16 protein-coding genes are annotated in these 19,112 nt (G+C 70.9%); 7 read left to right on the forward strand and 9 right to left on the reverse strand.

Annotated features, from left to right (window positions below; translation table 11 throughout):
* Positions 1-17: 17 nt before the first annotated feature.
* The 3 genes from ACIQD6_RS13450 to ACIQD6_RS13460 form a co-directional block, all read right to left on the reverse strand.
* Positions 18-1,787, reverse strand: coding sequence for a phosphatidylglycerol lysyltransferase domain-containing protein (locus ACIQD6_RS13450; RefSeq protein ID WP_401881519.1), 1,770 nt, complete (start codon positions 1,785-1,787; stop codon positions 18-20).
* A gap of 101 nt (positions 1,788-1,888) precedes the next feature.
* Positions 1,889-3,043 carry a nicotinate-nucleotide--dimethylbenzimidazole phosphoribosyltransferase gene (gene cobT, locus ACIQD6_RS13455; protein ID WP_401881521.1) on the reverse strand — a complete coding sequence of 385 codons (1,155 nt, stop codon included), beginning with the start codon at positions 3,041-3,043 and terminating at the stop codon, positions 1,889-1,891.
* Between the two features lie 88 nt (positions 3,044-3,131).
* A complete protein-coding gene (locus tag ACIQD6_RS13460) occupies positions 3,132-4,469 on the reverse strand; it encodes a bifunctional adenosylcobinamide kinase/adenosylcobinamide-phosphate guanylyltransferase (protein WP_401881522.1) in 1,338 nt (445 codons plus the stop codon).
* A 92-nt stretch (positions 4,470-4,561) separates the two neighbouring features.
* On the opposite strand from ACIQD6_RS13460, the gene ACIQD6_RS13465 reads away from it, so the two are divergent.
* Positions 4,562-4,771 (forward strand): hypothetical protein, encoded by a 210-nt coding sequence (locus ACIQD6_RS13465; RefSeq protein ID WP_401881524.1) that lies wholly within the window; start codon positions 4,562-4,564, stop codon positions 4,769-4,771.
* Between the two features lie 305 nt (positions 4,772-5,076).
* Here ACIQD6_RS13465 and ACIQD6_RS13470 read toward each other — a convergent pair whose 3' ends face one another.
* The 4 genes from ACIQD6_RS13470 to ACIQD6_RS13485 all read right to left on the reverse strand — a co-directional run bounded on the left by ACIQD6_RS13470 (position 5,077) and on the right by ACIQD6_RS13485 (position 9,682).
* Positions 5,077-6,192 carry a S1C family serine protease gene (locus tag ACIQD6_RS13470; RefSeq protein ID WP_401881738.1) on the reverse strand — a complete coding sequence of 372 codons (1,116 nt, stop codon included), beginning with the start codon at positions 6,190-6,192 and terminating at the stop codon, positions 5,077-5,079.
* 121 nt (positions 6,193-6,313) lie between these two features.
* Positions 6,314-8,044: an ABC transporter ATP-binding protein gene (locus tag ACIQD6_RS13475; RefSeq protein ID WP_401881740.1), complete on the reverse strand. Its 1,731-nt coding sequence runs from the start codon at positions 8,042-8,044 to the stop codon at positions 6,314-6,316.
* Between the two features lie 247 nt (positions 8,045-8,291).
* On the reverse strand, positions 8,292-9,044 hold the full coding sequence (locus ACIQD6_RS13480; protein ID WP_401881742.1) for a class I SAM-dependent methyltransferase: 753 nt from the start codon (positions 9,042-9,044) through the stop codon (positions 8,292-8,294).
* 41 nt (positions 9,045-9,085) lie between these two features.
* Positions 9,086-9,682, reverse strand: a complete 597-nt coding sequence (locus ACIQD6_RS13485) for a DUF3043 domain-containing protein (protein ID WP_401881526.1) — start codon at positions 9,680-9,682, stop codon at positions 9,086-9,088.
* A gap of 294 nt (positions 9,683-9,976) precedes the next feature.
* On the opposite strand from ACIQD6_RS13485, the gene ACIQD6_RS13490 reads away from it, so the two are divergent.
* The 6 genes from ACIQD6_RS13490 to ACIQD6_RS13515 all read left to right on the forward strand — a co-directional run bounded on the left by ACIQD6_RS13490 (position 9,977) and on the right by ACIQD6_RS13515 (position 18,517).
* Positions 9,977-10,765: a PspA/IM30 family protein gene (locus ACIQD6_RS13490; RefSeq protein ID WP_401881528.1), complete on the forward strand. Its 789-nt coding sequence runs from the start codon at positions 9,977-9,979 to the stop codon at positions 10,763-10,765.
* A 9-nt stretch (positions 10,766-10,774) separates the two neighbouring features.
* The gene (locus ACIQD6_RS13495; RefSeq protein WP_401881530.1) at positions 10,775-11,056 is read left to right on the forward strand and encodes a hypothetical protein; all 282 of its coding nucleotides are present in this window, start codon (positions 10,775-10,777) and stop codon (positions 11,054-11,056) included.
* A 423-nt stretch (positions 11,057-11,479) separates the two neighbouring features.
* Complete coding sequence (locus tag ACIQD6_RS13500) at positions 11,480-12,799, forward strand: sensor histidine kinase (protein ID WP_401881532.1); 1,320 nt, start codon at positions 11,480-11,482, stop codon at positions 12,797-12,799.
* Positions 12,796-13,485, forward strand: coding sequence for a response regulator (locus tag ACIQD6_RS13505; protein WP_401881534.1), 690 nt, complete (start codon positions 12,796-12,798; stop codon positions 13,483-13,485). The genes ACIQD6_RS13500 and ACIQD6_RS13505 overlap by 4 nt, the downstream gene beginning before the upstream one ends.
* 499 nt (positions 13,486-13,984) lie before the next feature.
* Complete coding sequence (locus ACIQD6_RS13510) at positions 13,985-17,191, forward strand: efflux RND transporter permease subunit (protein WP_401881536.1); 3,207 nt, start codon at positions 13,985-13,987, stop codon at positions 17,189-17,191.
* Between the two features lie 234 nt (positions 17,192-17,425).
* Positions 17,426-18,517 carry a hypothetical protein gene (locus ACIQD6_RS13515; RefSeq protein ID WP_401881538.1) on the forward strand — a complete coding sequence of 364 codons (1,092 nt, stop codon included), beginning with the start codon at positions 17,426-17,428 and terminating at the stop codon, positions 18,515-18,517.
* Positions 18,518-18,738: 221 nt separating this feature from the next.
* On the opposite strand, the gene ACIQD6_RS13520 is transcribed toward ACIQD6_RS13515, so the two are convergent.
* Positions 18,739-18,936 (reverse strand): DUF397 domain-containing protein, encoded by a 198-nt coding sequence (locus ACIQD6_RS13520; RefSeq protein ID WP_401881540.1) that lies wholly within the window; start codon positions 18,934-18,936, stop codon positions 18,739-18,741.
* 79 nt (positions 18,937-19,015) lie between these two features.
* Positions 19,016-19,112, reverse strand: a 97-nt coding sequence (locus ACIQD6_RS13525) for a DUF397 domain-containing protein (protein WP_401881744.1), incomplete at its 5' end; no start/stop codon positions are given.

Raw genomic sequence — 19,112 nt, forward strand, 5'->3', positions numbered from 1 at the left:
GCCGCACGCCTCACGCCTCACGCTTCCGGCCGCCGGGACTCCAGCCGCCCCCGACGCAGCCGGCCGGGCAGCCCAGGAGCCGCCAGAAAACCCTCGGCGCGGCCCGCCGCGAGAGCGATGCGCGGCAGGTCGGCGCTCTTCTCGAAGAGCAGGAAGCGGGGCACCCAGACCGGCCGGTACTTGGCGTTGGCACGGTAGAGCGACTCGATCTGCCACCAGCGGGAGAAGAAACTGAGCAGCGAACGCCACAGCCGCAGGACGGGCCCCGCGCCGAGCTTCCCGCCACGTTCGAAAACCGACCGGAACAGCGCGAAGTTGAGTGAGACGTGAGCGATGCCGATCTCCCCGGCGCGCTGGAGGAGCGCGATCACCATGAACTCCATCAGACCGTTCTCGCCGGCCCGGTCACGGCGCATCAGATCGAGCGAGAGCCCCTTGGGTCCCCACGGCACAAAGCTCAGCACAGCCCTCAACTCGCCGCCCGCGTCCCGGCATTCGAGCATGACGCAGCGCCCGTCCCCCGGATCGCCGAGCCGCCCCAGCGCCATCGAGAAGCCGCGCTCGGTCGCGCCGTCGCGCCAGTCGTCGGCACGGCGCAGCAGTTCGGCCATCTCGTCGGCGGGGATGTCCTCGTGGCGCCGGACGCGGACCCGGTAACCGGCCCGCGCGACCCGGTTGTACGCCTGCCGTACCGTCCGCATCGCGCGCCCGTCCAGGGTGAAGTCGGCGGTCTCCACGATCGCCTCGTCGCCCAGCTCCAGCGCGTCCAGCCCCTGCCGGGCGTAGATCGTCCCGGCCTCCTCGCCCGCCCCCATGACGGCCGGGATCCAGCCGTGCTCGCGCGCCTGTGCCAGCCAGGGCCCGATCGCCCCCGGCCAGGCCTCCGGATCGCCGATCGGATCGCCCGAGGCCAGCGAGACCCCGCCGACGACCCGATAGGTGACGGCGGCCTTCCCCGTCGGGGACCACATGACGCTCTTCTCCCGGCGCAGCGCGAAGTAGCCCAGCGAGTCGCGCTCGCCGTACCGGTCGAGGAGGACCCGTAGCCTCTCCTCGTCCCCGTCGGTGAGCGGATCCACGGCGCGGCGCGACCGGAACGCCGCGTACAGCACGGCGAGCAGCAACAGGGTGGACAGCACGTTGACGGCCACATCGACCCAGCCCGGGGGCGCGATCCCGGGGAAGCGGGCGCCGTCGGCGGTCAGCGAGACCAGCCGCATCGTCCCGTAACGCCAGCGCTCGGTGAAGGCCGAGTCGCCGGGCGCGGTGTTGGTGACGGTGACGAGCAGTGCCGCCAGCAACGAGGCGACCAGCAGTCCCCCGGCCGCCACGGCCGCGGCGAGCCTCGGGTTGGCGCGGTCGCCCTTCGCGTAGAACTCCCGCCGCCCCAGCAGCAGCGCGCACACGAACAGGGCGGTGAGAACCAGCGAGATCCAGTTCTGCGGATACCGCCTGATCTCGGGAAAGGTCATCACGAACGCGAACAGCAGCAGGAAGAGCCCGGCGAGGACGAGATTGAGAATCCAGGCGGCACGCTTGCGGCGGCGCATGGTGACCGCCAGGAAGAGCGTGAAGGCGCCGGAGGCGAAGCCCGCGGTGAGCAGGTACGGGGTGAAGTAGTTGTCGATGTTGTGCCGACGCAGATCCTGGCCGAGGGAGACCCAGACGGCACTCAGGAAGTTGATGAACGCGACGGCGCGCAAATACCAGACGGCGAAGGCCGCACTACGGCGCGAGCGGTCGGTACCACGGCTCGCACGAACGGCAGCCAAACGGGCTTCTCCCATAAAAGGGATCATATGGGTCGCAAAGCTCCCTGCCCGCCGGTCATGACCACGCACGCGCCACCCGCCCTCGGGCGGACGGCGCGTGCGTCTCGCAAACCGAGCTAAACGCTCTTGCCCACCGTCTCCTCGGCAGCCACCGGCTCCTCCACGGCCGCCGCTCCGTCCGCCTCGTCCGCCTCGTCCGCCTCGTCCGCCACGTCCTCCTCCGGCTCCGGACGCTCCGGCAGCTCCGCCGCGAGAGCGGCCGCGGCCTGGACGAGCGGCAGCGCGAGCAGCGCCCCGGCCCCCTCGCCGACGGTGACCCCCTGGTCCAGCAGCGGATTGAGCGCCATCCGGTCCAGCGCCTTCGCCTGCGCGGGCTCCCCGCTCAACTGCCCCGCCAGCCACCAGTCGGGAGCCCGGAACGCCGCCCGCTGGCCCACCAGCGCGCAGGCCGCCGACACCACACCGTCCAGGATCACCGGCATCCGCCGCACCGCGCTCTGGAGCAGGAACCCGGTCATCGCGGCCATGTCCGCGCCGCCCACCGCCGCCAGCAGCTCCAACTGGTCGCCGAGCACCGGCCGCGCCCGCCGCAACGCGTCCCGTACGGCCGCGCACTTACGCATCCACGCCAGGTCGTCGATGCCCACGCCGCCGCGCCCGGTGACCACGGACGCGTCCGTGCCGCACAGCGCGGCGATCAGCGTGGCCGCCGAGGTGGTGCCGCCGACGCTCAGATCGCCGAGCACGACCAGATCCGTACCGGAGTCCGCCTCCTCGTCGGCGATCGCCATCCCGAGCCGTACGGCCCGCTCGGCCTCCTCCGCGGTCAGCGCGTCCTCGATGTCGATACGCCCGCTGCCGCGCCGCACCCGGTGGCGTACGACCTCGTCGGGCAGCAGTTCCGGTGCACAGTCGAGACCGGCGTCCACGATCCGCACCGGCACCTCCGCCCGCCGGGCCAGCACGGCGACGGGGCTCGCCCCCTCCAGCACGGCCCGGACCAGCTGATGCGCACTGCCGGCCGGCCGCCCCGAGACATCGAGAGCGGCCACCCCGTGATCACCGGCGAACAGCACCACGCGCGGTTGTCGAAGAGGCTTGACCGGTACGGAGCCCTGCGCGGCGGAGAGCCATTCGCCCAGCTCGTCGAGGCGCCCGAGAGCCCCGGGCAACACGGTCAGCCGCTCCCGGCGTTCCTCGGCATCACGCCGCGTACCGCTGTCGGGGCGCTCGATCAGATCGGAGAAGTCATCGAGATTAAGCGAGCTCATCCGCAGACACTAACTTCCCGCAGGCCCCGCCTTCCCGACGGGAGCGAGATCGACCCCCGGACGGGGCCCAGCGGAAGCCGCGCCGCGACTACCGCAGCGTCACCGCCTGCCCCGCCACCACCAGCAGCACCCGCTCGCACTCCGCCGCCACCGCCGAGTTCAGCCGCCCCAGCTCGTCCCGGAACCGCCGTCCCGACGCCGTCGCCGGCACCACGCCCGACCCCACTTCGTTCGTCACCGCGACCACCGTGCGCCGCGTGCCCCGTACCGCCTCGGCCAGCTCCGACATCCGCTCCCGCAGCGCCTTCTCGCCGCCCCCCGCCCACGCCGCGTCGTCCCAGGCGTTCACCCGGTCCATCGCGTCCGTCAGCCACAGCGACAGGCAGTCGATCAGCAGCGGGGGCCCCTCGGCCGCGAGCAGGGGCACGAGGTCGCAGGTCTCGGCGGTACGCCAGGAGCCGGGCCGGCGGTCGCGGTGGGTGCGGACCCGGGCGTCCCACTCCGGGTCGCCCTCGCGGGTGCCGCCGGTCGCCACGTACAGCACCCCGGGGAACGCCTCCAGCCGCCGCTCGGCCTCCCAGGACTTGCCCGAGCGCGCCCCGCCCGTCACCAGCGTGCGCCGGGGTACGTCCGGTACGGGGTGGTAGGCGCCGACCGTCAGCGTCGTACCGTCGGGAACGGCCCGTGCGCCCGCCGCCGCGAGCCGGCGGTCCAGTTCGGCGCCGGGCGGTACGTCGTGGTCGAGGTGGACGGCGACGATGTCGGTGGAGACGCCGATCGCCCCGGCCGCCCGGAGCCGCGCCACCGCGTCGGGCCGTCCGGTGACGTCGGCGGCCACCATGTCGTACGGAGCCTTCGCCGGAGAGGCGAGCGCGGTGGACGGGGCGGACGAGGCGGACGAGGCGGACGCGCCGGACGAGGTCGACGGGGCCGTCCGGCCGGTGTCGGCGGACACCCCGGAGGGCTTCCCGGATGAGTCTCCGGCAGGCGCGAACACCCCTGCGGAGACCCCGGCCGGGGCGCCCCCCGGTGGCAGGTAGAGCAGCCGCTCACCCCCCGGCGCCGTCACCTCGTACCCCGTGCCCGGCGCGTCCATCGCCACCGCCCGCACCCGGTGCCCGCTGAGCAGCGTCAGTACCCGCCCGTCCGCCACCCTCCCCGCCGGGGGCAGCCCCGCCGGGAGTTCCACCGCGGGTCCGTCGTGCGGATGGGTGAGCAGCACCTGTCGTACGCCCGTGAGGGTGTGCCCCGCACGGGCCGCGGCGAGTGCGGCCCCGGGTGTCAGGTCCAGCAGCAGAACGCCGTCGACCAGCAGTGAGGTCGCGGCGCGGGCCTGGTCGCCGCGAGCGGTGGCGCACGCGGCGCAGGGGCAGTGGGGGCGGGGGAGTCCGGAGGGGGCTCCGGTGCCGAGCAGAGTCAGTTCCACGGAGACGATCCTCCCGCGCCGCCGCGTACGGTGCGCGTCCGGCTACGCTGCGGGCAGGAAATTGATCAGTCCGTAGGACCCGGGAGGCGCACATGGCGTGGATGTGGCGGTTCGAGAAGGCTGACGGGACGGAGGTTCCACCCGCGGTGGAGCCGGAGGAGTTCACCACGCAGGGGGACGCGGAGTCCTGGGTCGGCGAGGTGTGGAAGGAACTCCTGGACGGAGGCGCGGAGCAGGTCTCGCTGTACGACGACGGCAGCAAGATCTACGGGCCGATGAGTCTGCGGGCCGACGGGAGCTGACCGTACGCGAGGCGAGGCGCCCACGGAACGGTTCCGTGGGCGCCTTGTCGCCGTCCGGCGGGGTGCGGTGTCGCCGTGCGGCGGGGCGGGCGCGGGGTGCGCGGTGTGTGGTGGGTGCGGGGGCCGGTGGCTCCGGAGGCGCATGTCCGGACTGCATGATTTACGCCGCCTGCGGGTCTCGTGGTCGAGTGCGGGCCGGTGTGCGGCACAAATCACGCTCTACGTCCGGACACGTCACCTCCTGCGCCCCCGTCCCCCTCCCGACGGTTGCCCGCCTGCGCGCCGGTGGTGGTTGGGGGCGCGTTTCACATCTCGCCGAACGTGATCTCCACCGTCTTCTTCGCCCCGTCCCGCACATACGTCAGCTTGGTCTTCTGCCCCGGCTTGTTCGTCGCGATGGCCTCCGTCAGTGAGGCGATCGTGGTGACCGGCGTGCGGCCGAGCCGGGTGATGATGTCTCCGGCCTTGATCCCCGCGTCGGCCGCCGCGCCACCCTTCTTGGTCGAGACGACCGCGACCCCGGCCGGCCGGAGGTTGTGGTCGAGCACCGTACGGCCGGTGATGCCCAGGGCCGCCCGGCCCGAGTCGGTGACCTTCCCGTACTTGATGATCTGGTCGGCGACGGTCTTCACCATCGACGCGGGGATCGCGAAGCCGATGCCGGGCGCGGCGCTGTTGCCCATCTGCGAGTCGGTCGCGGCCAGGGTCGGGATGCCGATCACCTCGCTGTTCAGATTGACCAGCGCGCCACCGCTGTTGCCCGGGTTGATCGCGGCGGAGGTCTGCACCATGTTGGCGATCGTGGCGCCCGTCCCGCCGCCCGCCTGGCTCTCGCTGACGGTCCGGCCGACCGCCGAGACGATGCCCTGGGTGACGCTGCTCGACAGGCCGAGTGGAGAGCCCATGGCCAGTACGATCTGGCCGACCGCGACCTTGGACGTGTCGCCGAAAACCGCGGCCTTCAGGCCCTTCGGGACCTTCTCCAGCTTGATGACGGCGAGATCCTGCTGCGGGTAGCTGGAGACGAGCTTGGCCCGGAGCGGCTGTTCGCCGGTTGCGACGGTCACCGAGAAGGTCTTGTGGTGTCCGATCACATGGGCGTTGGTGACGATGTCGCCCCGCCCGTCGTAGACGATGCCCGAACCCAGGCTGTCGCCGGCTTCGATCTGGACGACCGACGGCAGTACGTTCTTGATCACCGTCTCGTAGTCCGTCTGCAGGTCGTTGACGGAGCGCCGTGCGGCGGCCTGTGCCGCCGCGTCGGACATCTCCGACCCCGTGGTGCCGAAGCCGCCGATGCCGGAGTGTGACGCGCCGAAGCCCGCGCCGGAGCAGCCGCCGATCAGGGCGATGGCGCAGATTCCGGCCGACAGGGACAGCAGCGGGCGGCGCGTCCGGCGGCGGGGAAGGGAGGCATCCATGGCATCCATGGCCGGAGTATCCCTTTTGTCGTACTGGTATGGCCTGTGCTGCACCGCCGATCAGGGTGCCCCGCCCCTGATCGGCGGTGCGGCACAAACCCATCGCCGGCAGGCATCCGGCTCAGCGCGCGGCCGCCAGGAACTGGGTCGCCGCGAGCTCCCCGTACAGCGGGTCGTTCGCCACCAGTTCGTCGTGCGTCCCGACCGTCCGCACCACACCCGCGTCCATCACCACGATCCGGTCGGCGAGCGTCACCGTCGACAGCCGGTGCGCCACCACCAGGACCGTCACCTCCCCGGCCACCTCCGCCACCACGTCCCGCAGCGCCATCTCGTTGACCGCGTCCAGCTGGGACGTCGCCTCGTCCAGGAGCAGCAGCCGGGGCTTGCGCAGCAGCGCCCGCGCGATCGCCACGCGCTGCCGCTCCCCGCCCGAGAGCTTGGAACCGCGATGGCCGACCAGGGTCTCCAGCCCGTCCGGCAGCCGCTCCACGAGCGCGTCGAGCCTGGCCCGTACGAGGACCTCCCGGATCTCCTCGTCGGTGGCGCCCGGGGCGGCGAAGACCAGATTCTCGCGCAGCGTCCCGGCCAGTACGGGCGCGTCCTGCTCGACGTAGCCGATGGCGGCGCGCAGTTCGGTGAGCGGCCAGTCGCGTATGTCCTTGCCGTCGACCAGGATCCGGCCGCCGACGGCCTCGTAGAACCGTTCCAGCAGCCCGAAGACGGTCGTCTTGCCCGCGCCCGACGGCCCGACGAAGGCCGTCATCCCGGGCCCCGGCACCTCGAAGGAGACGCCGTGATGGATGTACGGAAGCTCCTCGCGGTACCGGAAGGTGACGTCCTCGAAGACCACGGACGCGGGACCACCACCGGTCCCGTCCGTCTCCGCCCCCAGCGTCTCCGTCTCCAGCCGCTCCGCCTCCGCGATCCGGGCGACGGCCGCCGTCCCCACCTGGTACTGCGTCACCGCCTCCACCAGCTTCGACACCGGGTCGATCAGATAGAACAGGAACAGCAGGAAGGCGACGAGCGTCGATACGGAGATGGCCCCCGAGGCCACCCGCGCCCCGCCGATCCCCAGCACCGCCAGGAACGACACCTGTACGGCGAGTCCGACCGAAGTCCCGGCCAGCGACTGCCATTTCGCGGCCTTCACCCCGTGCCGCCACGCGTCCAGGGCCGCCGCTTCCACGACCGCGGTCTCCCGTTCCTCGGCGCCCGAGGCCTTGACCGTACGGAACGCTCCGAAGGCCCGCTCCAGCACGGTGGACATATGACCCACCGCCTCCTGCGAGCGCTTCGTCGCCTCCGAGATCCTGGGCATCACCAGGGCGACAGCGCCACCGATCAGCACGATCACACCGAGCGTGACCCCGAGCAGCACCGGGTCCATCACGCCCATCAGCACGATCGTCGCGAGGAACGCGAGACTTCCGGTGCCCGCCGAGACGATCGACTGGGTCGTCACCGCGCGCAGCAGGGTGGTGTCCGAGGTGACCCGGGACATCAGATCGCCCGGCTGGGTCCGCTCGACCTCGGGCAGCCGCAACCGCAGCAGCCGCCCGATCAGGGTGCGGCGGGCGGCGAGGACGACGGATTCGGCGGTCCGCTCCAGGAGGTACGAGGCGACCGCCTCGATCGCCGTACCGAACAGCACCAGACCGGTGAGCAGCAGCAGGATTCCGGCGATCGAACCGTCCTCGTCGAGCCGGTCGACCAGGGCCTTGGCGGCGAGCGGCTGGGCCAGCCCGCTCGCGGCGCCGATCAGGGCGAGGAACGCGCCGAGGGCGACCGTCCCGCGATGCGGCCGGAAATGCAGGTACAGCGCCTGCCAGGTCTCCCGGGCGGACAGTTTGGGCGTTTGCCGGGCGCTCTCCCGCGCACGTGGCGCACCGTTCCGCCCGCCGTCGGGTCTGTCGCCACTGCCACCGCTGCCGTCGGTCTCTCTTCTGCTCACGACGGAGGGGACGCATACGGAGGCCGGCCACCTGACACGGGCCGGGTGGAATCTGACACGGGCCGCGTGGGATCTGACACGGGCCGGGCGGGAATCGGCTTCCGCCTCCCACCCGGCCCGTCAACTCAATGTTTCGGCAGCCTCAGCCGCGGACCCCGAACAGATGCAGCAGCGCCGCGACCCTGCGGTACGGCTCCGTCCGCCCCGCCCGGTCCTCGGCCGTCAGCAGCTGTTCCAGCTCGTCCCCGGCCGGCGGCTCCGCGCCGTCGGCGGCGCCGTCCGTGAAGACGCGCACGCCGTACCAGGTGTGCAGGGGCGCGGCGATGCCCGCCATCGTCGAGGTGAGCGTGTCCAGCCGGTCGGCTCGTACCCGCAGCCCCAGCCGGTTGGTGTACGTGTCCGTGTCGAAGGCGCTCAGCGACCCCGCCCAGTCCCCGTTCAGGCCGGGCCGCAGGGCCAGCGTGTCCGCGTTCCGTACGAGCAGCGACAGCAGGCCGCCCGGCGCCAGCATCCTGGCCAGGCCCGCGAGGAGCGCGTCCGGCTCCCTGACGTACATCAGTACGCCGTGGCAGAGGACCACGTCGAAGCTTCCGGGCAGGAAGTGCACGCCGGTCTCCAGGCCGTCGCCCTCGATCAGGCGGACCCGCTCGCGTATGCCCGCGGGCTCGGTGGCGAGCGCCTCGCGGGCCGTGGCGAGCATCCCGGCGTCGGACTCCAGCCCGGTCACCGCGTGCCCGCCCCGGGCCAGCCGCAGGGCCTGGGTGCCCTGCCCCATGCCGACATCCAGGACGCGCAGCCGCTGCCCGACCGGGAAGCGACCGGCTATCTGCTCGTCGAGCTGGCGCGCGACGAGCTCCTGACGTACGACATTGCGCAGTCCGCCGAGACCGGCCAGCCAGGTGGCCGAGCCGCCCGCGAAACCGGAGACGTCCGTGCTCAGGGCCGCTCTCCGCGCTTGACCTGCGGCTTGGGCAGTCGCAGCCGACGCATCTGGAGCGTACGCATCAGGCCGTACGCCACAGCACCGCGCTTGGGAGAGTCCGGGAAGCGCTCGGCGAGCTGCTTCCTCAGCCGGATGAAGATGCCGATCGAGTCGACGACGATCAGCACGATCACACCGAGCCAGAGCAACAGCGCGATGTTCTGGAGCTGGCCCACCCTGACCATGCTGAGCACCAGGATCACCACCGCGAGCGGCAGGAAGAACTCCGCGATGCAGAAGCGGGAGTCGACGTAATCGCGGACGAAGCGGCGCACCGGCCCCTTGTCGCGGACGGGCAGATAGCGCTCGTCGCCGCTCGCCAGCGCCTCGCGCTGCTTGGCCATGTCCGCGCGGCGTGCCTCACGCTGGCGCTTCATGGCCGTCTTGCGGTCGGTCGGCGTCGTGGAGGCGCGACGCCGCTGCGTCTGCGCCTCACTGCGCTTGGGGGTCGGGCGGCCCTTGGGGGCCTGCGGATTGCGGGGCTGCGTGGAGAGGTCCGCACTCACCGAGGTGGCGGCGGCCTTCTCTTCTTTGGAACGGCTACGGAACACAAAGCCCAAGGATACGGGGTGCCGCGGTTGGACCCCACCCCCGCCGGGAACGATCCCGCAACGGCCTGTGCCTTTATCCGGACACCGTGTGTCCACCCCGGACAGACGGGGACGTCGCCGCCCCTTTCCCTGATGGTCATCTACTCCCTGCGCCGGATCACGGAGGCATCGCAGTCGTCCTTGGGGAGGAGCGCATCCGAGCTGGAACAGTGCGGTAATAGAGGCAGGGCCCGTACTGTGGGTTCTGTTGGAGTGCTGGAGCTGGAGTCCGTCAGAAGGGGGCGCGCGAAGCCCATGAGCGGTGTCATGAAACGTATGGGAATGATCTTCCGCGCGAAGGCAAACAAGGCCCTTGACCGGGCTGAGGATCCGCGCGAGACCCTCGACTACTCGTACCAGAAGCAGCTCGAACTGCTGCAGAAGGTACGCCGCGGTGTCGCCGATGTGGCGACGTCGCGCAAGCGGCTGGAGTTGCAGCTGAACCAGCTGCAGGGCCAGTCGTCCAAGCTGGAGGAGCAGGGCCGCAAGGCACTGGCGCTCGGCCGGGAGGACCTGGCGCGAGAAGCGCTCTCCCGCCGCGCGGCGCTTCAGCAGCAGGTCACCGACCTGGAGACGCAGCACCAGACCCTCCAGGGCGAGGAGGAGAAGCTCACGCTCGCCGCGCAGCGCCTCCAGACCAAGGTCGACGCCTTCCGTACGAAGAAGGAGACGATCAAGGCCACCTACACCGCCGCGCAGGCGCAGACCCGGATCGGGGAGGCCTTCTCGGGCATCTCCGAGGAGATGGGCGACGTCGGCATGGCGATCCAGCGGGCGGAGGACAAGACCGCGCAGCTCCAGGCACGGGCCGGCGCGATCGACGAGCTCCTCGCCTCCGGCGCCCTGGACGACCAGTCCGGGATGGCGAAGGACGACATCGCCGCCGAGCTGGACCGGATCTCCGGCGGTACGGATGTCGAGCTGGAACTCCAGCGTATGAAGGCGGAGCTGGCGGGCGGCGAGTCCTCGAAGCAGGCGATCGAGGGCGGTCAGTCCGACACCCAGGACGCACCGCCGAGCCAGCACAAATTCGACAAACAGTAGGGACTCGTCATGATCGTACGGATCATGGGGGAGGGCCAGGTGAAGCTGGCCGACAGCCACTTCGCCGACCTGAACAAGCTCGACGACGAGCTGCTGGCCGAAGTCAGGGGTGGGGACGGGGACGGCTTCCGCCGTACTTTCCACGCGCTCCTGGCCAAGGTGCGCGAACTCGGCGAGCCGCTGCCGGACGACTCCCTGGAGCCGTCCGAACTGATCCTGCCCGCTCCGGACGCCACCCTTGAGGAAGTCCGCGAGCTGCTGAACGACGAGGGCCTGATCCCCTCGATCTGACGCGCTCCCGACGCCCACCACTCCACAAGCAACCCCCCGCCACAGGCGGGGGGTTGCTTGTGTCCGCCCGCATACGAAGAGATCACCCCACCCCCCACCCGGGATGCGGCCGTACAGAACCGAGAGGCGGCCCGCAGTCGGGTGACCGGCGGTAGGGGGACGGGGGCGCAGGAAGTGACGTGTCCGGACGTAGAGCGTGATTTGTGCCGCACACCGGCCCGTAAGCCGACCACGAAACCCGCACGCGGCGTAAATCATGCAGTCCGGACATGCGCCTCCGGAGCCCCCGGCCCCCGCACCCACAACGGCACGCCCCGCCCCCGCACCCCGCCGGACGGCGACACCGCACCCCGCGCCCGCCCCGCCCCCGCCGGACGGCGCCCCGCACCCCCGCCGGACGGCGACACCGTACCGTTGCCAGACGTGACCCCCCTAGGAACCGCGTTCGCCCGCACCCGCCACACCGTGCGCACGCACCCCCTCGCGGCCGACGCGGCCATGGCCGTAGTCGTCCTCGCCTGCATGCTCGGGGGATCGTTCAGCGGTCACGGCGAAGGTCCCCACCGCCCCGGCCCGTCCTTCGGCTCCCATACCCCCAGCACCCTCAGCGTCGTACTCATGGTGCTCGGAGCCGCCTCGCTGGTCTTCCGTCGCCGTGCCCCGATGCCCGTACTGTTCTGCGCCAGCGGGCTGACCCTCACCGAGCTCCTCACGGGCTATCCGCCCGCCCCCGTCGTCTTCACCGCCGCCATCGCGCTCTACACCGTCGCCGGGCACACCGACCGCCCGACCACCTGGCGCGTCGGTTTCGCGACCGTGACCGTGCTGTCCGTGATCCCGATGGGGTTCAGCCCGGGGCCCTGGTACGCGCAGGAGAATCTGGGGATCTTCGCCTGGACCGGTATGGCGAGCGCCGCGGGTGATGCCGTACGCAGTCGCCGGGCCTTCGTCCACGCCATACGTGAACGTGCCGAACGCGCCGAACGCACCCGTGAGGAGGAGGCCCGGCGCCGGGTCGCCGAGGAGCGGTTGCGGATAGCGCGCGATCTGCACGATGTCGTCGCGCACCACATCGCCCTGGTCAACGTCCAGGCCGGGGTGGCCTCCCATGTGATGGACAAGCGGCCGGACCAGGCCAAGGAGGCCCTGGCCCACGTCCGGGAGGCGAGCCGTTCGGCGCTGAACGAACTGCGCGCCACCGTCGGGCTGTTGCGTCAGTCCGGCGACCCGGAGGCACCCACCGAACCGGCGCCCGGGCTGGCGCATCTGGACGGGCTCCTCGACACGTTCCGTAACGCGGGACTGCCCGTGGACTTCGCCGTGGACGAGACGGCGGACGAGACCGCGGACGGGACCGTGGACGAGGCGGCGGATACCGCTCGCCGGCTTCCCGCGGCTGTCGACCTCGCCGCGTACCGGATCATCCAGGAGGCGCTGACCAATGTGCGCAAGCACGCGGGTCCCTCGGCGAAGGCCGAGGTCAGTGTCGTACGGGTCGGCACAACGGTCGAGATAACGGTCCTGGACACCGGCGCGGGCGGGCCCGCCCCCCTCGGAGCGACCGCGGCCCACACCGACCACACCGACCACACCGAAGGCGGCGGCCACGGCCTCATCGGCATGCGCGAGCGCGTCGGCGCCCTCGGCGGCACCCTCACCGCGGGACCCCGCTTCGGCGGCGGCTTCCGTGTCCAGGCGATACTGCCGGTGCCGGTCAAGACCCGTACGGGGGAGGACACATGACGATCAGGGTGGTGCTCGCCGACGACCAGACGCTGCTGCGCAGCGCGTTCCGCGTGCTGGTGGACTCGGAGCCCGACATGGAGGTCGTCGGGGAGGCAGCCGACGGCGCGCAGGCCGTGGACATCGCCCGTTCCGCCCGCGCGGATGTCGTCCTGATGGACATCCGGATGCCCGGTACGGACGGCCTCGCCGCCACCCGCATGATCAGCGCGGATCCGGATCTCGCCGGGGTACGGGTCGTCATGCTGACGACGTTCGAGGTCGACGAGTACGTGGTGCAGTCGCTGCGCGCGGGGGCCTCCGGCTTCCTGGGCAAGGGCGCGGAGCCGGAGGAACTGCTCAACGCCATCCGGATCGCCGCGGCCGGCGAGGCGCTGCTGTCGCCCGTCGCGACGAAGGGTCTCATCGCCACTTTCCTGGCCCAGGGCGGCGGTTCGGCCGAAGACGGCTCCGGGGCGGCGAGGCACTCCGAGCGGCTGGCGGCCCTCACCGTGCGGGAGCGCGAGGTCCTCGTCCAGGTCGCCGGCGGCCACTCGAACGACGGGATCGCGGAGCGTCTGGCGGTCAGTCCGCTGACCGTCAAGACCCATGTGAACCGTGCGATGGCGAAACTCGGCGCCCGTGATCGCGCCCAATTGGTGGTAATCGCGTACGAATCGGGCCTGGTACGTCCAAGGGTGGAGTGAAGGCCCGCCCTCACGTACTACAGGCGCGGTATGCGGCGTATAAGGAACTGGACCTGGGACCTACGATTCGGCCGCCTCGGATGGCTGATCGTATAGAGGGGCGTTTGTTCCCCTCCGTTCCACCAACGGGTCATCCGTAACGGGGAAACTCTGCGACGGACAGACCCGAGACGGTCGGCCCCCCCATGGGCCGACCGGGGGCGTTCCGTACCGAAAGACCATCTGCGGACCTCATCACCTGCGGACTTCATCACCTGCGGTCCGGACCACGTGCGGTCCGGATCACCCGCGAACCTGACCACTTGCGGACCTGACCACTTGCGGACCTGACCACTTGCGGACCTGACTACCTGCGGTCCGGACCACTTGCGGTCCGGACCACTCGCGGACCCGACCACCGCGGACCCGACCACCGCGGCCCGCCCGCGACCGGGCCACCGCGCCCACCTGCCGCGTACACCACCAAAGCCTGCCGCGTACACCACAGAAGAGAGACCCAATGTCCTGGCTGTCGAAATTCAGCCTCGCGCAACGGGCCCTGATAGGGCTGATGTCGATCATTGCGATCGTCTTCGGGGCCATCGCGATACCCCAGCTCAAGCAGCAGCTGCTGCCTTCCATCGAACTCCCGATGGTGTCGGTGCTCGCCCCCTACCAGGGCGCCTCCCCCGATGTGGTCGAGAAGCAGGTCGTCGAACCGCTCGAGAACTCCATCAAGACCGTTGACGGCATCAGCGGCATCACCTCCACGGCGAGCGAAGGCAACGCCGTGATCATGGCCAGCTTCGACTTCGGGGGCAGCGACACCAAGCAGCTCGTCGCCGATATCCAGCAGGCCGTCAACCGGGCCCGGATCCAGCTTCCGGACAGTGTCGACCCGCAGGTCGTGGCCGGTTCGACGGACGACATCCCGACCGTCGTCCTCGCCGTCACCTCCGACAAGGACCAGCAGGCGCTGGCCGCCCAGTTGGACCGTACGGTCGTCCCGACCCTGGAGGACATCGACGGCGTCGGACAGGTCACGGTCGACGGCGTCCGGGACCTCCAGGTCTCCGTCACCCCCGACGACCGCAAGCTCGCCGCCGCGGGCCTCAACACCATGGCGCTCTCCGAGGCCCTCAAGGCGGGCGGCGCGACCCTCCCGGCCGGTTCGTTCACGGAGGACGGCAAGAGCCGTACGGTCCAGGTCGGCGGCGGGTTCACCTCGCTGAAGCAGATCGAGGACCTGCGGATCGCACCTCAGGCGGGCGCCGCCGGTGCGGCCGGTGGAGCCGGGGGCGGCTCGGCGCGGCAGCCCGAGCCCGTACGCCTCGGTGACGTCGCGACCGTGGAGCAGAAGCCGTCCGCCGCGACCTCCCTGACCCGTACGGACGGCAAGCCCAGCCTCGCCGTCTCCGTCACGATGGACAAGGACGGCAGCGCCGTCGCCATCTCGGACGAGGTCAAGGACAAGCTGCCCGGCCTCCGCACGGACCTCGGCTCCGGCGCCGGCCTGACCGTCGTCAGCGACCAGGGCCCGGCCGTCTCCAAGTCGATCTCCGGACTGACCACCGAGGGCGCGCTCGGCCTGGTCTTCGCCGTGATCGTGATCCTGGTCTTCCTGGCCTCGATCCGCTCCACGATCGTCACCGCGGTCTCCATCCCGCTGTCCGTCGTCCTCGCGCTGATCGTGCTGTGGACGCGTGACCTGTCGCTCAACATGCTCACCCTCGGCGCGCTGACCATCGCGATCGGCCGCGTCGTGGACGACTCGATCGTCGTCCTGGAGAACATCAAGCGGCACCTGGGCTACGGCGAGGAGCGCGAGAGCGCCATCCTCACTGCGGTCAAGGAGGTCGCGGGCGCGGTCACCGCCTCCACCCTCACCACCGTCGCGGTGTTCCTGCCGATCGGTCTCACGGGCGGCATGGTCGGCGAGATGTTCGGCTCGTTCTCCCTGACCGTGACGGCCGCGCTGCTCGCCTCGCTGCTCGTCTCGCTCACCGTCGTACCGGTCCTCTCGTACTGGTTCCTGCGGCCGCCGAAGGCCGTCGCCGGGGTCGACGCCGACGAAGCCCGCCGCCAGGCGGAGGAGAAGGAAGGCCGCAGCAGGCTCCAGCGGCTGTACGTCCCGGTGCTGCGCTTCGCGACCCGGCGCAGGATCACCAGCGTCGCGCTCTCGATTGTCGTCCTGCTCGGCACGTTCGGCATGGCGCCGCTCCTCAAGACCAACTTCTTCGACCAGGGCGAGCAGGAAGTCCTCACCGTCAAGCAGGAGTTGGAACCGGGCACCAGCCTGGAGTCGGCCGACGCCGCCGCGAAGAAGGTCGAGAAGGTCCTCTCCGGTGTCGACGAGATCAAGAACTACCAGGTCACCGTCGGTTCCTCCGGCTTCATGGCGGCCTTCGGCGGCGGTACGGGTGCCAACCAGGCGTCGTACCAGCTGACCCTGAAGGACTCCTCGACGTACGAGAAGACGCGGGACCACATCGAGGACGAGCTGGCCAAGCTCGACGGCGTCGGCCAGACGACGATCGCCGCGGGCGACGGCTTCGGCAGCCAGGACCTGAGCGTCGTGGTCAAGGCCTCCGAGGCGGACACGCTGCGCAAGGCCGCCGACGAGGTGCGGGACGCCGTCGCGAAGCTGGACGATGTCACGGACGTGCAGAGCGACCTCTCGCAGTCCGTCCCGCGTATCTCGGTCAAGGCCAACTCCAAGGCCGCCGAGGCCGGGTTCAACGACCAGACGCTCGGTCTGGCCGTCGGCCAGGCGGTGCGCGGCACCGAGTCGGGCAAGGCGATCCTGGACGACACCGAGCGTAATGTCGTCATCACCTCGGCCGAGCCGGCCACGACGATCGCCGAGCTGAAGAACCTGCCGCTGGGCGCGGTGAAGCTGGGCCAGATCGCCGATGTGAAGCTGGTTCCCGGACCGGTCTCCATGACCCGGATCGACGGTTCGCGGGCGGCGACGATCTCGGCCCGTCCGGTCGGTGACAACACCGGCGCGGTCAGCACCGAACTCCAGACGAAGATCAACGCCCTGGAGCTGCCGGAGGGCGCGACCGCGTCCATCGGCGGTGTCTCGCAGGACCAGGACGACGCCTTCGTGCAGCTCGGCCTCGCCATGCTGGCGGCCATCGCGATCGTCTTCATGCTGCTGGTCGCGACGTTCCGTTCGCTGGTGCAGCCGCTGATCCTGCTGGTGTCGATCCCGTTCGCGGCGACCGGCGCGATCGGGCTGCTGATCCTGACGGGTACGCCGATGGGCGTCCCGGCGATGATCGGCATGCTGATGCTGATCGGCATCGTGGTGACCAACGCGATCGTGCTGATCGACCTGATCAACCAGTACCGGTCGCAGGGCCTGAGCGTGGTCGACGCGGTCATCGAGGGCGGCCGCCACCGGCTTCGCCCGATCCTGATGACGGCGCTGGCGACGATCTTCGCGCTGCTGCCGATGGCTCTGGGCATCACGGGCGAGGGCGGCTTCATCGCGCAGCCGCTCGCGGTGGTGGTGATCGGCGGTCTGGTGACGTCGACGCTGCTCACGCTGCTGCTCGTGCCGACGCTGTACGCGATGGTCGAACTCCGCAAGGAGCGTCGCGCGAAGAAGAAGGCGGCGAAGCGGGACGGGAAGCGGGACCAGGGCCCGACCGATCCGCCGGCGTCGTCGCCCTCGTCGGCTCCTTCGTCCGAGCCGGACCCGGAGCCGGTCAACGCGTAAGGCGCGTTGCTGGTCGCTGATTGCTGATTGCTGGTTGCCCCGGAGTGGTCCCGTTGATCGGGCCGCTCCGGGGCAACCGCGTTCTCCCCTCTGTGTTTTCTTCTTGTTCTGATCGTTTTTGCCAGCGGCCCGGTACGGCGGCGATACTTCGGCCCGCCGTGCGGCTCTCGCTCAACACCGGGCGTGGGACGGCGCGATGACAGGCAGGACCAGGCACAGCGGTAGGGGAACGGCGTGACAGCGCAAGATCAACAGGGCGTGGAGGGGCGGGCGGAGGACGGCCGCGAGGTCGGGGCCGAGGTCCGCGAGGTCGGGGCCGACGTCCGTGAGGCCGGGCCCGCGTCGTCGCCCCCGCCCGTATCGTCTCCGCCGCCCAGCTTCGGCGGCGTTCTCGTCGGTGGCTTCTCCGTCCTGGCCCGCTACGGGCGTCAGCTCTACGGTCTCAGCCTCCGCGCGACCGCCGTGGCGACCGTCGTCGGCGGAATCGTCCTCGCGGCCGGACTCCTCGCGGCCTGGCCCGTCTTCGTCGAGGTTCAGGAGTTCGATGACGCCAACAGGGCCTACGAGGATCCGGTGGTGGGCTACGACTCCACCACGTATCCCAAGATCGCCACCATTGGCGAGGTCGTCCTGCCGCTGCTGCTGATCCTGGCGGTCTTTGTCATCGCGATGCTGCACGCGGGGCACGCCGTCGCGGCCTCCCGCGCCGCCGACCGCCGGGCACTGGCCCCCGGTGAGTTGTGGCGGCTCGCCCGGCCCCGGCTGCGACCGGTCTTCGGAGCCCAACTCATCCTGGCGCTCGTCGCCCTGGGCCCGGCGTTCTGCGGCTTCATGCTGTCCGCCTCCGTCGACACGAACGCGGTCCCGGGCGTCGATCCCCATATGGACAGCTTGTCCACGATGGCACCACTGACCATGCTGCTCGGGGTCGTCGTACCTCTGCTGCTGGCCGGGACAGGGGCGTTCCTGGGCGTCCGCCTCTCCGCGGCCCCGGCCGCCGCCGCGCTGGAGGAACTGTCCGCGGTCGCCGCGCTGCGCCGTTCCTGGTCGGTGGTCCGGGGCTCATGGTTCCGGGCGGCCGGGGTGGCGGTCCTGACCGCTGCCGTGGCGGTGGCCGGGTGCTTCCTTCTCGCGTACGTCGCCGGGCCCCTCCGTACACTCATGCCGCACAGGATCAACGGCAATGAGTTCGCGCCCAATCTCATCGAGATCCTCATACCCCCGACCCTGGCCCTGCTGATCACCCCGCTGGTGACCATGCCGGTGGTCTGCTCGACGCTCGCGCAGTTCTACCGGCACCTGGTCTCCCGCCGCGGTCAGGGCTGAACGGTACGTGCGACGGAACGGCAGGCCTGCCGTTCCGTCGCACGGTGTGACTCGGTCGCCTACACGACGGCGGCAGCGGCAGCCGTACGAGGCTTCCTCTCGCGTCCGAGAAGCAGACGTGGCTGCTGCTGCCACCCTCCGTACGGAGGCTCGCCGCTCAGGGCGAAGCAGGCGGGCCGTCCCGGGATGGCGCCGGGACGGCCTGAGCTGGGAGATTGTGGCTATGCCTTGAGGGCTGTGAGGAATGTGGTCCAGGAGGCGGTGGGCAGGATGAGTGCGGGGCCGTGGGGGTTTTTGCTGTCGCGTACGGGGACGAGGCCGGGGAGGTCCTCGGCGATCTCGACGCAGTTGCCCCCGTTGGTGTTGCTGTAGCTGCTCTTACGCCAACGGCCTTCGGCCGGCAGGGGATTGTGTCGCATGGCTGGAGGTCCTCCACAGGGATGGATCAGCCCGTCCCACGGCAGCGCGGGGACGGGCTGATCTTGGGTATGCCTGCGCCTATGCCTTGAGGGCTGTGAGGAATGTGGTCCAGGAGGCGGTGGGCAGGATGAGTGCGGGGCCGTGGGGGTTTTTGCTGTCGCGTACGGGGACGAGG

The sequence above is a fragment of the Streptomyces sp. NPDC088400 genome (genome assembly GCF_044753355.1).
Taxonomy (GTDB): domain Bacteria; phylum Actinomycetota; class Actinomycetes; order Streptomycetales; family Streptomycetaceae; genus Streptomyces.

What these genes read in the sequence shown, in the direction of transcription:
- ACIQD6_RS13470 (WP_401881738.1), bottom strand. Translation starts at nt 6,192, where the DNA reads ATGGATGCCTCCCTTCCCCGCCGCCGGACGCGCCGCCCGCTGCTGTCC.
- ACIQD6_RS13505 (WP_401881534.1), top strand. Translation starts at nt 12,796, where the DNA reads ATGACGATCAGGGTGGTGCTCGCCGACGACCAGACGCTGCTGCGCAGC.
- ACIQD6_RS13465 (WP_401881524.1), top strand. Translation starts at nt 4,562, where the DNA reads ATGGCGTGGATGTGGCGGTTCGAGAAGGCTGACGGGACGGAGGTTCCA.
- ACIQD6_RS13450 (WP_401881519.1), bottom strand. Translation starts at nt 1,787, where the DNA reads ATGGGAGAAGCCCGTTTGGCTGCCGTTCGTGCGAGCCGTGGTACCGAC.
- cobT (WP_401881521.1), bottom strand. Translation starts at nt 3,043, where the DNA reads ATGAGCTCGCTTAATCTCGATGACTTCTCCGATCTGATCGAGCGCCCC.
- ACIQD6_RS13490 (WP_401881528.1), top strand. Translation starts at nt 9,977, where the DNA reads ATGAGCGGTGTCATGAAACGTATGGGAATGATCTTCCGCGCGAAGGCA.
- ACIQD6_RS13510 (WP_401881536.1), top strand. Translation starts at nt 13,985, where the DNA reads ATGTCCTGGCTGTCGAAATTCAGCCTCGCGCAACGGGCCCTGATAGGG.
- ACIQD6_RS13520 (WP_401881540.1), bottom strand. Translation starts at nt 18,936, where the DNA reads ATGCGACACAATCCCCTGCCGGCCGAAGGCCGTTGGCGTAAGAGCAGC.
- ACIQD6_RS13495 (WP_401881530.1), top strand. Translation starts at nt 10,775, where the DNA reads ATGATCGTACGGATCATGGGGGAGGGCCAGGTGAAGCTGGCCGACAGC.